Annotated in this window: 11 protein-coding genes; 4 read left to right on the top strand and 7 right to left on the bottom strand. The window is 45.0% G+C overall.

The window, feature by feature from the left end:
- Positions 1-24: 24 nt before the first annotated feature.
- From H8K55_RS01045 to H8K55_RS01035, 3 genes are all read right to left on the bottom strand, one after another.
- Entirely contained in the window at positions 25-387 is a 363-nt protein-coding gene (locus H8K55_RS01045) for a PilZ domain-containing protein (protein WP_186940168.1), read from the bottom strand.
- A gap of 202 nt (positions 388-589) precedes the next feature.
- On the bottom strand, positions 590-2,272 hold the full coding sequence (locus H8K55_RS01040; RefSeq protein ID WP_186940167.1) for a hypothetical protein: 1,683 nt from the start codon (positions 2,270-2,272) through the stop codon (positions 590-592).
- Positions 2,272-3,138, bottom strand: coding sequence for an ABC transporter ATP-binding protein (locus H8K55_RS01035; protein WP_186940166.1), 867 nt, complete (start codon positions 3,136-3,138; stop codon positions 2,272-2,274). The genes H8K55_RS01040 and H8K55_RS01035 overlap by 1 nt, the downstream gene beginning before the upstream one ends.
- Before the next feature lie 518 nt (positions 3,139-3,656).
- Between H8K55_RS01035 and H8K55_RS01030 the strand changes: the two genes are divergently transcribed.
- Complete coding sequence (locus tag H8K55_RS01030) at positions 3,657-6,116, top strand: ATP-binding protein (protein ID WP_222612303.1); 2,460 nt, start codon at positions 3,657-3,659, stop codon at positions 6,114-6,116.
- A 158-nt stretch (positions 6,117-6,274) separates the two neighbouring features.
- Here the strand turns inward: H8K55_RS01030 and thrC are convergent, their stop codons facing one another.
- Both thrC and H8K55_RS01020 read right to left on the bottom strand, forming a co-directional pair.
- On the bottom strand, positions 6,275-7,747 hold the full coding sequence (gene thrC, locus H8K55_RS01025) for a threonine synthase (protein WP_186940164.1): 1,473 nt from the start codon (positions 7,745-7,747) through the stop codon (positions 6,275-6,277).
- Between the two features lie 260 nt (positions 7,748-8,007).
- Positions 8,008-8,595 carry a helix-turn-helix domain-containing protein gene (locus H8K55_RS01020; RefSeq protein ID WP_186940163.1) on the bottom strand — a complete coding sequence of 196 codons (588 nt, stop codon included), beginning with the start codon at positions 8,593-8,595 and terminating at the stop codon, positions 8,008-8,010.
- 288 nt (positions 8,596-8,883) lie between these two features.
- On the opposite strand from H8K55_RS01020, the gene kbl reads away from it, so the two are divergent.
- The 3 genes from kbl to H8K55_RS01005 all read left to right on the top strand — a co-directional run bounded on the left by kbl (position 8,884) and on the right by H8K55_RS01005 (position 12,648).
- On the top strand, positions 8,884-10,107 hold the full coding sequence (gene kbl / locus H8K55_RS01015) for a glycine C-acetyltransferase (protein WP_186940162.1): 1,224 nt from the start codon (positions 8,884-8,886) through the stop codon (positions 10,105-10,107).
- A gap of 125 nt (positions 10,108-10,232) precedes the next feature.
- Positions 10,233-11,183 (top strand): NAD-dependent epimerase/dehydratase family protein, encoded by a 951-nt coding sequence (locus H8K55_RS01010; protein ID WP_186940161.1) that lies wholly within the window; start codon positions 10,233-10,235, stop codon positions 11,181-11,183.
- An 82-nt stretch (positions 11,184-11,265) separates the two neighbouring features.
- Positions 11,266-12,648, top strand: coding sequence for an L-serine ammonia-lyase (locus H8K55_RS01005; protein ID WP_186940160.1), 1,383 nt, complete (start codon positions 11,266-11,268; stop codon positions 12,646-12,648).
- Between the two features lie 112 nt (positions 12,649-12,760).
- Here the strand turns inward: H8K55_RS01005 and H8K55_RS01000 are convergent, their stop codons facing one another.
- Both H8K55_RS01000 and H8K55_RS00995 read right to left on the bottom strand, forming a co-directional pair.
- Positions 12,761-13,591 (bottom strand): LytR/AlgR family response regulator transcription factor, encoded by an 831-nt coding sequence (locus H8K55_RS01000; protein ID WP_329604963.1) that lies wholly within the window; start codon positions 13,589-13,591, stop codon positions 12,761-12,763.
- Positions 13,592-13,596: 5 nt separating this feature from the next.
- Complete coding sequence (locus H8K55_RS00995) at positions 13,597-14,541, bottom strand: sensor histidine kinase (protein WP_329604962.1); 945 nt, start codon at positions 14,539-14,541, stop codon at positions 13,597-13,599.
- Positions 14,542-14,885: the final 344 nt, after the last annotated feature.

Below are 14,885 nucleotides of genomic sequence, written 5' to 3'. Positions count from 1 at the left end.
AGCATATTCTTGCCTGTCATCAAGTCATTGTTCTTTTGGAGGGTCGAATTTTTTTGACAGTGAAATCCATGCATTAATTAAATCACGATGCAAGGTGGCGATTTCGATTAGGCGGACACCAACCCGAAAAAAATTGCCACTTAGGATTGAATGCAAAACGATCACTTTACATGGAACCTTGAAAGGAGTCATCGCTTCTTGATCGATATGAGGAATCTCCAGCATTACTTGGTATTCTTTTTCAATGATCAACGCTTGCTCACTCATGATGAGTATGCCGGTTTCAGACACATTAAAAACCCGAATGGGGTCAACTTTGCCCTCGCCCATTTTAATCAGGCCTCGCCACGTGACATTTATTCGGGGACTTCGACGTAGTTCAATCATGAAAGCTTTACCGTACTTGTGACGTATGGCGATTGCAGCATTAGCAGTATTTGCTAATCAGCATTACCAAATCACAAAAAGTATCGAGATAATATTGATATTAGACAATATATCACGATACTTTTTGTCTGAGCTTTCCATCAAAAAAATAAATTGTTTGTCAAAATTAATCTAACACTAGGTAAATAACCAGCAAATACAATTAAGCGCTCTTCCAGCGTGTGTAAAAATATCCAGTGAATATCGCGGCTGCGGCAATCTCTAAGTGCATCAATACTTGCGCACTAGTCGCCACGCCATTAAAGCCAAAAATATCTAAGATCGGCGCTTTAGTCGCTTGAGTCGCAACATAGAGTGTGAACAGATACAAAGACATAAACGTTTTGGATGTTTTCGAGGTTTTCCCCAGAGCGGTGGCCAAAGCACTCATGCTGACAATACCAATAGCCAAAACAAGCGCCATAAACGGACTAGCAAAACTGAGACGAAACAAGATCACGCCAACGAATAAAAATCCCAACACCATCGTTGCACTTAATTGCCGCAAGTAGCGTCTCATTGCGCCGCCATTCACCGCCGCAGTCATGCCTTCGATCGCTGCCTGAAAATCACGCGTACTAACATCGCTAATTAATACGCCCCAAAATGCAACGGCAAAGAGAGTCAATCCAGACAAAGATTGGAGCTTCATCAGTGCGGCAAAGACGGTAACGACCACCAGCACCAAAATCGCAAACGGTGCATTAACTAGCGTTAAGGCAATATCTGCCAATACCTGCCCAAAAAAATTCGGAAACTGCGCAGACCATACAAATAAGGCTTGCACCTGTTTAGCCAAAGGACGCGACCAGCCATTCAAAATTTCCAAAGGTGAGCGACGTTTCCGTGCATGTGATTGTTTGACTTTATCTGGTGAAAATCGGTGAAATAGCGGAACAGCGGGAAGTAGCAAGCATAAAGCCAGTGCCGCAGTACCAATACGCATCAGTGCCATCTGCATGGACCACATCACCACAGGCAAAGTAATCGGTGTCACCTGCGGATCAAAGGTACTGGACCCCAAAGAAAAATGATTGGTGAACAGATGCGCCTTCAAAGTAAATATCGTCGTCACCAGTCCACTAAAATCGAGCAACAACCAAGGCGACATCGCGCCTGCACTCAATTCTTCGATTTTGGAAATAATCGATATTTGCATGACCCAAGCAATAAAGTATAAAAAGTCGCCAGCTTTACCCATTAACACTGGAACACTATCAAACAAAATTGCGGCTCCTACTGCGAACACGATCATCGGCCCCAACACCAATAGATAAGTCTGCAAATAGACCCACAATTGTATCGGGCCATCACCACGGATCGCGTGTAACACAATGATTGAGAACATCGCAACCAACACCAATGCGAGCATATATGCCGCGCCACCCAGCCAGCGACTAAACAAAAACAAACTATTACTAACAGAAGTTGATGCAATCACGCTTCCTATGCCACTACGCAAGTCCTCCACTATCCGGCCACGCACCAGATAAAAGCCTATCAGTGCCAATAAAAAACTCAACAAGCTCGCACTTCCCATGGCAAGTGCTGAGCTGGTGTATAAGACCCGCGCATTGTTAATCGCCATCATGCTGGAACCTGTTTGCGGATCAACGATCATTGCCCAACTGATCGCTATCATTGCCATGACAGCAAACAAGGTACTAAGCCTGCGCATGCGCAGCCTGACTTCGTTAAGTGATAGCACGCGGATTAGGTGCAAGGTGTGCCGCCACCCATGATCAGCGACCACAGCCGCATGAGTCGCATCCATTCCCAAGAACTCTGAGCGCTTGGGCATCCCCGACCTTAACTGAGAATCTGTCGAAAAAGGAGTGCCTGCCATCACACCACCTCTTGCAAAGAATAACGTTGTGCCATTAATGCATCCTCTAAGTTTGGCACGACTAATTGCGCATCAGGGTGCGGCCTAACAGAATGCGCAATGCGCAAAGATGTCAATTCTGACTGGCGTTGCGATTGCAGAACTTGACAGCGCTGACGCAGGTTTTCGGCTTCGCCATTTTCAACCAGTACCGTCCAAATCTGCCCGTGTGCTTTGGTGATCATCGCTTCTGGCGTCTCGAAGCCTATCAATTTTCCAGACCGCATGATCGCCAATTCGCTCGCCACACTCTCAACGTCTGAAACAATATGCGTCGACATAATAACGAGCTTTTCCTCACCCAAGTCTGACAACAAATTTCGAAAACGCAAACGTTCTTCTGGGTCTAATCCAGCAGTAGGTTCATCGACCACCAAAATATCAGGATCATTCAGTAAGGCTTGTGCGATCCCTAAACGGCGCCGCATGCCGCCTGAAAATGCTGCCGCAGAGCGTTGTGCATGTTCAGTCAAATTCACTAATTCCAGCAAATAACGAATCCGTTCTGGATCGCGCACGCCTTTCAAGGCTGCAAAATATTGCATAAATTCAAGCGCGCTCAAATTTGGATACACACCAAAATCTTGCGGCAAAAATCCTAGTCGTGTGCGAATCGCATCGGGCGCTTTAACGATGTCCACACCCTGAAAAATAATTTCACCGCTAGTCGGTCTGGTTAAGGTGGCGATCATTTGCATCAAGGTCGTTTTACCTGCGCCATTGTGTCCAATCAAACCCAAAACTCCGCGCTTTAGGCTCAAACTGACATCGTCCACCGCAGTGACGTTTTTTCCAAATTTCTTACTCACGTGGCGTATCTCTAACATCATGCTTCTCCTCGTTTTTATTGGATTCCATGGCGATCTATACTTGCCATAGAACCTAAATTAATTTCATTGCAGATCGCATTAAATTCGATGAATTAAGGTTTTTCGAATCTGATGAACGCACAATAAATGAAGTCGAGGATGCACACCTTGAGTTTGAGACAAACAGCCAAAAATCAGGCATAGCCTGTCAAAATTCACACATTGATTTATCAAAAAAAAATTTCTATCGCAGTATCACATCTCGAAACTCTGTGAAACTTGGCCAACAATTGATGTAGAAAAAAGCGTTGAATGGCAGTGAAAGACCAAAGGTCAAAGAAAATCACAGAAAACCGTGCCTAAAAGCACACCAATTGATCTTCAATGTGAAAGATTGTTATCGATTGACATTGAGTAGCAACAATTCAGCTAAAAAGTAGTGCAAAATCAAGACAATACACATCGAATATGTTTGAATCTGAAAAGTATTTAAGAATATTAAAGAAATTGCTCGATTGAATCTCAATTGAATTCAGATGGCCATACCTTCACTCCGTTTTTTAGAACGCGAATCGCCAGGTCGTCGGTGGCTGGAGCGCATCTTGCCGATAATCGTTTTCGTCGGAACCGGCCTCGCAACCGAACTCATTCTCTTTGAAGAGCGTCGTCGACAAGAAAGTGTTGCACGTGAAAATATCATCAGTAACGCTGGTGAAATCCGCGCCATCATAGAATCTCAGCTAAACACGACGATTTACCTCGCCTCTGGTTTGGTCTCATTCATTAAGTCAAAAGATGGGCAATATCAAGTCCAAGAAGTAGAACCGTGGTTACTTGATTTGCAATCGAAAGAACCCAGCATACGCAATATAACCCTAGCGCCGGGGAATAAAATTCAAACCGTCGTCCCCATGACGGGAAACGAATCCGCACTAGGACTTTACTATCCCGACCAACAAGAACAATGGCCAGCGATAGAAAAGATCATACGTAGCACTCGTCCAGCTCTGGTGGGACCTTTTGAATTGAAACAAGGTGGATTAGGCTTAGCTTATCGTGTTCCTGTGTTTCTCAAAAATGGCAATTATTGGGGAATGATCAGTACCGTTTTGAACGCCAAAGTGGTATTCAGATTGGCAGAACAAAGAGCACAACAACTCAGACTTCATTTTTCGATTGCTGACCTCGAAAACGCTTCCAATGTCCAGATCATCTATGGCAATACTAAAAATGCTGAAATCGCCGACAGGTCGGAAAATCGCATCACGGGCAAACTTAAGCTCAATATTCCAGGTCGAAATTTAGAATTGATTGCGACCAGTAGCAATCCCCATTCGGATTTTATTTATACGCAATCGCAACGATTTGCAGGTTGGCTAGTCGCCATACTCTTGAGCTTGTTAATCGCAAAAACGCTGCAGTCCTATCGAAAACAAACCCGTGCCTATTTCGCGCTCAACGAAAGTCAGCAAAGATTTATGCGTGCATTTAATACCGCGCCGCAAGGTATGGCCTTAGTTGATACAGATGGAAAATGGATCAGCGCTAATCCCATGTTATGCACCATTTTAGGTTATGAAGAATATGAATTACTACAAAAACCGATCAGTGATTTAGCCGAACAACTAAGCCCTTCGGCGCTTCAACAACAGTGGGAACATCAAGACAAAAGTAGCCTGCAATTTGAATTAAATCTACGACATCGCGATGGTAATAGCGTCACTTGTTTGCTCAGCTTAGCCTTGATTGAATATGAAAATTTAGAAAAAACTTATTGGATCTTTCAAGTCATTGATATCAGCCGGCGAGTCGCGGCAGAAAGTCAACTACAAGCCAGTGCAGAATATACACAAACGATTTTAAATAAAGTCGTCGAAGGAATTATCAGTGCCAGTTTAGATGGCGAAATTAGGTCAATCAACCCCGCTGCCATGGCACTTTGGAAGCAACCAGAAAAATTCTATCTCGACACCAATTTCTTCACACTCATCTGCGGTGATCATAGCCCACATCTGCGCGCCGAAATACAGAATTTCATAGCAACATTTGCGGCAACTGAGAACAACACGGCTAAACAAAATACGATGGAACAAAATACGGATGAACGAAATATGTCAGCCAATTCACCGCTTTACTTCACTCGTGAAACTAGCATCACCGATGCGCAAGCTAATCTTGTTCACATTGAATTTAGCCTGTCTCCCCTCCAACAAAAAACGGGGACGGAACTGATTATCGTAGTAAGAGATATCAGTGAACGCAAGCGTTTGGAGTTAATGCAAAGTGAATTTGTGTCCATCGTCAGTCATGAACTTAGAACGCCATTGACCTCCATTATCGGCTCACTAAAATTAATCGAAGGTGGGATTTTTGGAAACTTGCCAGAGTCACTCGCCCGCATGATACATATCGCACTACAGAATGGGCAGCAGCTCGCATTGATCATCAATGACATATTAGATATGGACAAGTTAGTTGCTGGGAAAATGGATTTTGTTATTCAGACTCTCTCCGCAAATCAACTCATCGCGGAGAGTATAGAAAACAATCAAAGTTTCGCTCGCGAGTATCAAGTACATTTCAACTTCATGAGACTGGAACAGGATTGTTTGATCAAAGCTGACGCACAGCGAGTGCAACAAATCATGTCAAATCTCTTATCCAACGCGGCAAAATTTTCACGCCCAGACAGTAAGGTTGAAATCAACATGATAAAAGAGTTTGGATATGTGAAAATCTTCGTCAAAGACCATGGCGAAGGAATTCCCGAGCAATTTCAAGATCGTTTATTCAAAAAATTCTCGCAAGTTGACGGCAGCAGCACACGCCAAAAAGGCGGCACTGGTCTAGGCTTATCAATTTGTAAGCAGATGGTGAACCGTATGCAAGGGGAGATAGCATTCACGTCCAAAGAAGGCGAAGGATCGACGTTTTATTTCACGCTACCGATCGCTGACAATAGTGCGGTAGATGAAAATATTTCTAAAGACGTGTAGCGTTTGGTTTAGCCAAAAAAATTAATGCTCGATGGACGAGCACAAAAAAAGCGGCCACTATGTGCCGCCTTCTTAATACCATTTAATACCCTTTAATACCACTTAATACTATTTGATACGATTGACCAACAAACGGGATCAAATCACTCAAAAACTGATCACAAGCCGGTATGCTGCGCAATATACGCCTTCATCTTGGTCACATCGGCGCTCATGACTTCAAAACGCTGCGGCAAACTTTCGATGTTTTCAAAACCAGCAGGACGTTCTGCATCACGACCCAAAGCTTCTTGTATGGTTTCGTTAAATTTTGCTGGTAATGCGGTTTCTAACACGATCATAGGAACATTGGCTTGCAAATGTTCACGTGCAACCTTGATACCATCTGCTGTATGTGTATCGACAGTGATACCAAACTCTTGTTCGACTTGACGGATGGTTTGCAGGCGATCTGCATGGACTGATTTTCCTGAAACAAATCCAAATTGCGCGACCTTCTTAAATTCATCGCCATCACTGCCTGGCTTGCCTGATAAATCAAAGCCACCTTCCGTCTCTACCTTTTTGAACAAGGCGGCAACGCGTGCCGTATCGCCGTTAAGTAAATCATAGACAAAACGCTCAAAGTTGGAGGCTTTAGAAATATCCATAGAAGGGCTGGTCGTGTGATACGTCTCTGCCGATTTGCGCACACGATAAACACCGGTGCGGAAGAATTCATCGAGTACATCATTTTCATTCGTTGCCACGACCAATTGTGCAATTGGCAAACCCATCATACGCGCGATATGGCCTGCACAAATATTGCCAAAATTACCGGACGGCACAGTGAAAGAAACTTTTTGTTCATTGCTGCTAGTCGCAGCCAAATAACCTCGGAAGTAATACACAACCTGAGCTACCACACGCGCCCAGTTAATCGAATTGACTGTACCAATCTTCTGATGGCTCTTGAATTCCAGATCATTAGAGACGGCTTTCACCATATCCTGACAATCATCAAACACACCTTCGACGGCGATATTAAAAATGTTGGCATCTTGCAGACTAAACATTTGCGCTGTTTGAAATGCGCTCATCTTTTTATGTGGTGACAACATAAAAACACGAATGCCCTGCTTTCCACGCATCGCATATTCGGCTGCACTGCCAGTGTCACCAGAGGTTGCGCCAAAAATATTCAGCTCAGCCTGATTTTTTGCTAACGCATACTCAAACAAATTACCGAGCAATTGCATTGCCATATCTTTAAATGCCAAAGTTGGGCCATTTGACAGTGCCTGCAATACCAACTTAGTGCCATTCTTTTCTTGCAAAGTGCGCAGCGGTGTAATTGCTTGCGCAGATTCATCGTGGCGTGCGTTTTTGTACACTTCTGCAGTGTATGTCTTAGTAGTGATCGCTTTTAAATCCCCCTCCGGAATATCCGTAGCAAATTTTCGTAAAACTTCAAACGCCAATTCAGCATAGCTTAGAGAGCGCCAGGCATTGAGTTCCTCATTTGTTACTTGCGGATAAGATTTTGGCAAATATAAGCCGCCATCAGGGGCTAAACCGCCTAATAAAATTTCAGAAAATGAAACAGAGGAATCAGAGGATGCTGCGTAACCGCGGGTGGACAGGTATTGCATGATTGAGAGTAAAGATAAAAGTAAGCAAAGAAGAGGTTCGGCTTAATTATATCTTGCATTGCAGCAGGAAATTCGGATGGAAGCGATTTTCCACGAAAGAATTGGCAAATTTTCCATGGAGATCAGTTGAGCATGTGTAAAGTCTTAACGAAGTGACATATAAAACGAAAACTTTCACCAAGTTTGCGGCAAATTACGCAAAAATCCTTACAAAATCATAATCCACCGCAATCACTAAGTAATCAACAGCTCAATGATACTTAACGGTGCGTCACCACCATCAGCGCTTTTGCTTCTGTTTTGCCAATATTGCGTATCGCGTGAATACGATCTGCGTCGTAACGGGCGGTGCCACCTACCTTCAATTTCTTCTTGAGTCCATCCACTTCCACTTCTACACTACCAGTGATCAGCGTCAAATGTTCAGAAGTACCAGGGTCATGCGGATTGGAAATCAATGCACCACCCGGTGCCAAAATCAGCTCGTACCACTCAAAACGTCCTGCCAGCTCCATCGGACCTAGTATCTTTAAGACATAACCTGAATGTTCACCGGGCAAGGTCGGTGTCTCATGAGGTTCTAACATACGGATCAAATCGACCTTAGGAACTTCCGCTGTGAGTAATTCTGCCATTCCTATACCAAGTGCATTCGCCAAGCGCCACGCCACGGCAATGGTGGGATTCGCCTTCTCTCTTTCGATTTGCGACAACATCGATTTCGAGACTCCCGCGGTGCGGGATAAGTCTTCCAAAGTTAAACCTCGATCAAGTCGCAAGCGCTGTAAGGTGGCTCCGACTTCCGGCGGCGTTGCAGGTGTTATTACGGGGGCAATCACTTTTTTCATAGTTTCGCTTGCAAAATTAAATGAGCATAGATAATATTCGTTATATTGAATTTTAGTTCGATATATTGAATATTTTCAAGTATAAGAAATTTCTTAGAGTTTATATATAGCAGAATACTTAGAAGAGACTTACGTAAAATTGCGCTGACTAGGCGTGGAGCCGAAGACAGTACAATTGTACGGCGAGGCGAACACAACAACGTCAGCGTCTGTTTTACGTGAGTCTCAAGAATCAAAATTCAGCTTTTTTCCATCATACCAGAAGCCCCTTTCCTATCAGGAGATAACATGAGCACCGACGTGAATACAAGCGTGAGCGCCAAGAAGAATTCTTTTTTTACTGGTTTAGCCAGCAATCTGGATAGTTTGCGTGAACAAGGGCTATATAAGCCTGAACGTGTAATCTCATCCCGTCAGGGCTCTTTAGTACAGTGTGATGATGGTCGTCATTTAATCAATTTGTGTGCAAATAACTATCTGGGTTTATCGGGTGACGAAGCAACTGTGCAGGCTTCGATCAAAGCGACAGAACAATACGGCTACGGTCTATCTTCTGTGCGCTTCATCTGCGGTACACAAACGGTACACAAACAATTAGAACGTGCCATTGCAGATTTTCTCGGCATGGAAGACACGATTTTGTATGCCGCAGCTTTCGATGCCAATGGCGGTGTATTCGAACCATTATTCGATGAAAACGACGCCATTATCTCCGATGCGCTCAATCACGCGTCTATCATCGACGGCATTCGCCTATGTAAAGCCGCACGTTTCCGTTACGCGCACAATGATATGGCAGATTTAGAAAAGCAATTGCAAGCAGCCGCGGACAAACGCCATCGCGTGATCGTCACTGACGGTGCTTTCTCCATGGATGGCACGATTGCCCAACTCGACAAAATCTGCGATCTGGCTGATAAATATGATGCCTTAGTAATGATCGACGAATGCCATGCATCTGGCTTCCTCGGCAAAACGGGTCGCGGTACACACGAACATCACAATGTCATGGGTCGCATCGATATCATTACCGGTACTTTAGGCAAAGCTTTGGGCGGTGCGATGGGTGGATTTACCGCAGCGCGCAAAGAAGTCATCGACACCCTGCGTCAAAAATCACGCCCTTACCTATTCTCAAATACCCTCGCTCCCTCTATTGCTGGCGCGTCTTTAGCGGTATTAGACCGTTTATCCAAGTCCACTGAATTGCGTGATCGCCTACATGAAAATACCGCGTACTTCCGTAAAGAAATTCAAGCACTGGGATTCACGATCAAGCCCGGTACGCACCCAGTTGTGCCTGTCATGTTATTTGATGCGCCAGTGGCGCAAAAATTTGCGGCACGCATGTACGAACTCGGCGTTTTTGTCACTGGTTTCTTCTACCCAGTCGTACCTATGGGACAGGCGCGTGTACGCGTGCAGTTATCCGCGGCACACACCAAAGAACAATTAGAAACAGCGCTCGCAGCATTTGCGCAAGCGGGTCGTGAATTGGGTTTAATTAAGTAAATCTACAAAAAACATTAAGCGCAAAGGCGCGGTACGCAGATTTAGTTTTTTGAAAAACACCTCTGCGTTCTCTGCGCCTCTGCGGCGAAAAGAAATAACAGTCAATCGAATAGTCAGGAAAGAAAATGGAACGTATTTTAGTCATCGGTGCCAACGGGCAAATCGGTAGCGAATTGGTCGATGCATTAGCGGCGCAGCATGGTGCGGAGAATGTGATCGCAGCGGATATCAGCCCTAGCAGTTTATACGGCGCAAATATCTACGAAGTAGTAGATGTATTGAATACCGAGCGCTTGGCCGAAATTCACGATAAATATGAAATCACTCAGGTCTATCAACTCGCGGCCTTACTGTCTGCGACTGGCGAAAAAGCACCATTGAAAGCCTGGACCTTGAACATGGATGGCTTGTTAAATATTTTGGAGTTGGCACGTATCCGTGGTGAAGCAGGCAAACCTTTGAAAGTTTTCTGGCCATCCTCTATCGCGGCATTTGGCCCGAATACAGAAGCCGTCAACACCCCGCAATACACTGTGATGGATCCGAACACAATTTACGGCATTAGCAAACTGGCTGGTGAACGTCTGTGCGAATACTACTTTCAGAAGTACAACGTTGATGTACGCAGCATTCGTTATCCAGGTATTATCAGTTACAAATCCCCCCCAGGCGGCGGCACAACCGACTATGCAATTGCGATTTTCCATTCTGCACTGAAAGGTGAAGCTTATTCTTGCTTCCTCGAAGCGCAACAATCTTTGCCGATGATTTACATGCCAGACGCAATTCGTGCGACGATTAGCCTGATGGATGCACCGATAGAGAATATCAAAATTCGTTCTTCGTATAACGTCAGTGGTATGAGCTTTAACCCACAAGAACTCACAAGTGAAATCACTAAAAACCTACCAAACTTTCAGGTACACTACGCGCCGGATAGCCGCCAGGCAATCGCTGCAAGTTGGCCTCAAAGTTTGAACGATGAAGCCGCTTTCAAAGATTGGGGTTGGAAGGCAGAAATTGATCTCCCTGCATTGGTAACAGACATGCTGAAAAACGTGAAAGTTTCCAGCTAATCGGAATGAAAATATTCTGATTTAGAGATCGTTTCATTAGTAAAACATTTTCTATTGTGGTCTCGAAATAAGGAATATTGGCATGGATATGCGTGTGTTTGATCTGTTTAAAATTGGCGTCGGCCCTTCTAGTTCTCATACAGTTGGACCGATGATTGCGGCGCGTCGTTTTTTGCTGGAATGTCCGAATTTAGATCAGGCACACAAAGTACAAGTGGCCTTATACGGCTCACTTGCACTGACAGGTCTGGGTCACGCCACTGACAAAGCGGTCTTACTAGGTTTGATGGGTGAAACACCGCAAGACGTAGCTCCCGACACCGTAGATGATAAGCTGGCTGAGCTGGCGCAATCTGGCGTCATGCATTTACTTGGTCGTGTCAAAGTTGATTTCGATATTTTGGATGATGTGCTCTGGCATAAAAAAGAAGTATTGCCAGGTCACCCTAACGGCCTGCGCTTTACGTTGACACGTACCGATGGCAGTCAACATAGTCAAACCTTCTATTCCACTGGTGGTGGCTTTATCTACACCGAAGAAGAATTAAATACCAATGCGAGTACGGTAGCGGTACCCGCGGTCAGCGTACCCTATCCTTTTGGCACTATGGCAGAATTATTGGCACATGGCAAAAGCACTGGACTCTCTTTAGCAGCACTCTTGCGCGCCAACGAACTCAGTCATTGCAGCGAAGCGGAACTCGATGCAGGTCTGGATAAAATCTGGGCGGTGATGAATTCATGCATAGAACGCGGCTTGAAAATCACGGGTGAATTGCCAGGTGGCTTGCATGTACAGCGTCGTGCCGCCAAGCTGTGGCTAACAGCTAATGAAACACATAACAGCCTGCCACACGATGGCATGCACAAAGTCAGCTTGTACGCGATGGCAGTCAATGAAGAAAATGCAGCAGGCGGCCGTGTCGTCACTGCACCAACCAACGGCGCTGCGGGCATCATTCCTGCCATCATCAAATATTACTCACAAGATTGTCACCCTAGCGATCCAGTCAAGGGCATACGCGAATTTATGTTAGTCGCCGCAGCAATCGGTATGCTGTGCAAGAAAAATGCTTCTATCTCCGGTGCTGAAATTGGCTGTCAGGGCGAAGTTGGCGTTGCCTGTGCAATGGCAGCGGCAGGCTTAACTGCGGCATTGGGCGGCACCAATGAACAAATCGAATCTGCTGCGGAAATCGGCATCGAACACCATCTCGGCATGACCTGTGATCCGATTGGCGGCCTGGTACAAATTCCTTGTATCGAGCGCAATGGCATGGGTGCAGTAAAAGCAATTACTGCTGCTTCTTTAGCATTAAAGAGCGACGGTACGCATCACGTCAGTCTGGATCAGGTCATCGAAACCATGCGCGTGACCGGCTTCGATATGCAGGCAAAATACAAAGAAACTTCTTTGGGTGGTCTGGCGATTCATGTGGTGACGGTGAACCACGCGGCTTGCTAAGATTCAACCCAATTCAATGATTTGTTCATCCAGACATCTTGTAATTTAGATGTCTGGATTACCTTCCTCAATCAAACAAATCAAACAAATCAAACAAAATCAAACCACAAACTCAACGAACCAAGCTCTTGATCACAGGCCACTGCCGACGTGAAATAGGCAATCGCTCAGCAGTGTCCCGAATAATTACTTGCCAGGCATCTACCGCTCGTTCAGTATCCGCCTTTTCGACCTTATCAGTCTCTGCATGTATCTCACTGAGATGCGTTGCTCGTTCTACGCCAACAATCGCATCTCGTGCTACCAGCGCGTTTCTATGCGCACGCACAAAGACTTCGCCGAGTTCAGACTCTATCGATACCAAAGACTCTTCCGTCAAATAAGCGCGCTCACGGGTCTGTATTGTCACGTACTTTTGCTCAGCTTTCAAAAACAAGACATCACGGACAGGGATCAGCAATACTCGATTTTTTTCGAGTACAGAAAAATTTTGCCGAACTTTGGGAATACTTTTAAGTGATTCACGCAACTGCGCTTGCTGAACTTGTGAGCTATGCTGCTGCCGAAAATTTTTCACGCGCTCAAGCGCATCTTGCAAACGCGAGGCACGGACTGGTTTCAACAAATAATCCATCGCATGCACTTCAAATGCCTGCAAAGCATATTCGTCATAGGCAGTTACAAATACAATAGCAGGCTGCGAAGGCAGTCCAGCGTCAGCAATATGTTGCGCCAATTCTATGCCAGTCATGCCCGGCATCTGCACATCTAACAATAAGATATCGATTGCTTGTGCAACCAGCATATCCAAAGCGGTCTGCGCATCTGCCGCTTCTGCCACCAACTCACAAGGGCAGCTTGCTTGAATATCCGCAATCAAAGTCTTCATCCGCTCTCTGGCGGGCGCTTCATCGTCAACAATCAAAATACGTAGACTAGTCATGGGCATCAGGTGTTTTCAGGGAAAATTAATTGCACGACAAACTGATCGTCGAATTGCGTGGTTTGTAATTGCGCTTCAATATCGTAAAGCAAAGTCAAACGCTGGCGTATATTTTCCAAAGCCATGTGATTTCCTTTTGACAGTTGTGCGTGAGGATGATAGGTGTTTATGACTTTGATTTCAATTTTATCCAATCGTTTTTGGATAATGACTTGCACCGGATTTGGCTTACTCGCTGGCTCTACGCCGTAGTGAATCGCGTTTTCCAACAGAGGTTGCAGCAACAAAGCCGGCATTTTCGTACTGTTCAATTCCACTTCATTCAGATTTTGAATCTCCCATTCGACTCGCAAACGATCACCTAAACGTATTTTTTCTATCGCCAGATATTGCTGACACAAACTTATTTCTTCACGCAGAGTGGTCAAATTTCTGGTGTCACGCATTAAAGCGCGGAATAAATCTGCCAAATCTTCTAAAGCGGTTTCCGCCCGCCGTGGCTCCGTGCGTATCAGTGACAGTACAGCATTTAAGCTATTAAATAAAAAATGCGGACGTATTCTGGCTTGTAGCGCTTGCAGACGTGCCTCCCCTAAAGCCGGAGAAAAAGCTTTGGTACGCATTTCAAAATAGTGCTGCAGGCACAATCCGATAAGAAAACAAAACAAAGTCATTTGCACCAAATCCAAATTCGGAAAACTGTAAGCAAACCACTCCAACCGATTGAGAGTTAGCACCGCAACAAAACCAATAATGGCGGGCACAGTTCCACAGACTATCCTCTGCATCCACGCTGCAACATGCTCACGCTCGGTTAAACGCCGAAAACCACACAATGCCAGCAAAGAGCTCAGACAAATCAACTCTACCAACATCGAGGCTTCAATAAAATCTTGAAAATTTTGCCCCCACCCTTGCCCACGACTGAGCAAACAAAATAGAACTAACACATTCACGGCGATTAGAGTCCGTACAACTATCCCCAAATTGCAACAATCAGGAATGAAAATGTCTACTTGAGGAATTTCTTTTTTTATCTGCATGTATACCGAAGCCCTAACGAGCAAAAATCAAACAAGAACGAACAGTCAACGAAATCGAGACGATCTATGATTCGTTTAGCTAAATCTATGCAGATCATGCACGTTCAAGCACTTTCGAACAATATCAAGCACAGTTAGAAGATTATGCTGTCAAAGTCAGAAGTCTTAGTCGAGTCGCGGTATAATCTGCGACGCTCTTTACACCACGAATTAATTTTACTGACAAATACGACAATATTAACAACATCAAC

Source organism: Affinundibacterium flavidum (genome assembly GCF_014284175.1).
Taxonomy (GTDB): Bacteria; Pseudomonadota; Gammaproteobacteria; order Burkholderiales; family Burkholderiaceae_D; genus Undibacterium; species Undibacterium flavidum.
Note: the sequence above shows the minus strand (reverse complement) of the source record. Positions and strands in the feature narration are given on the sequence as shown.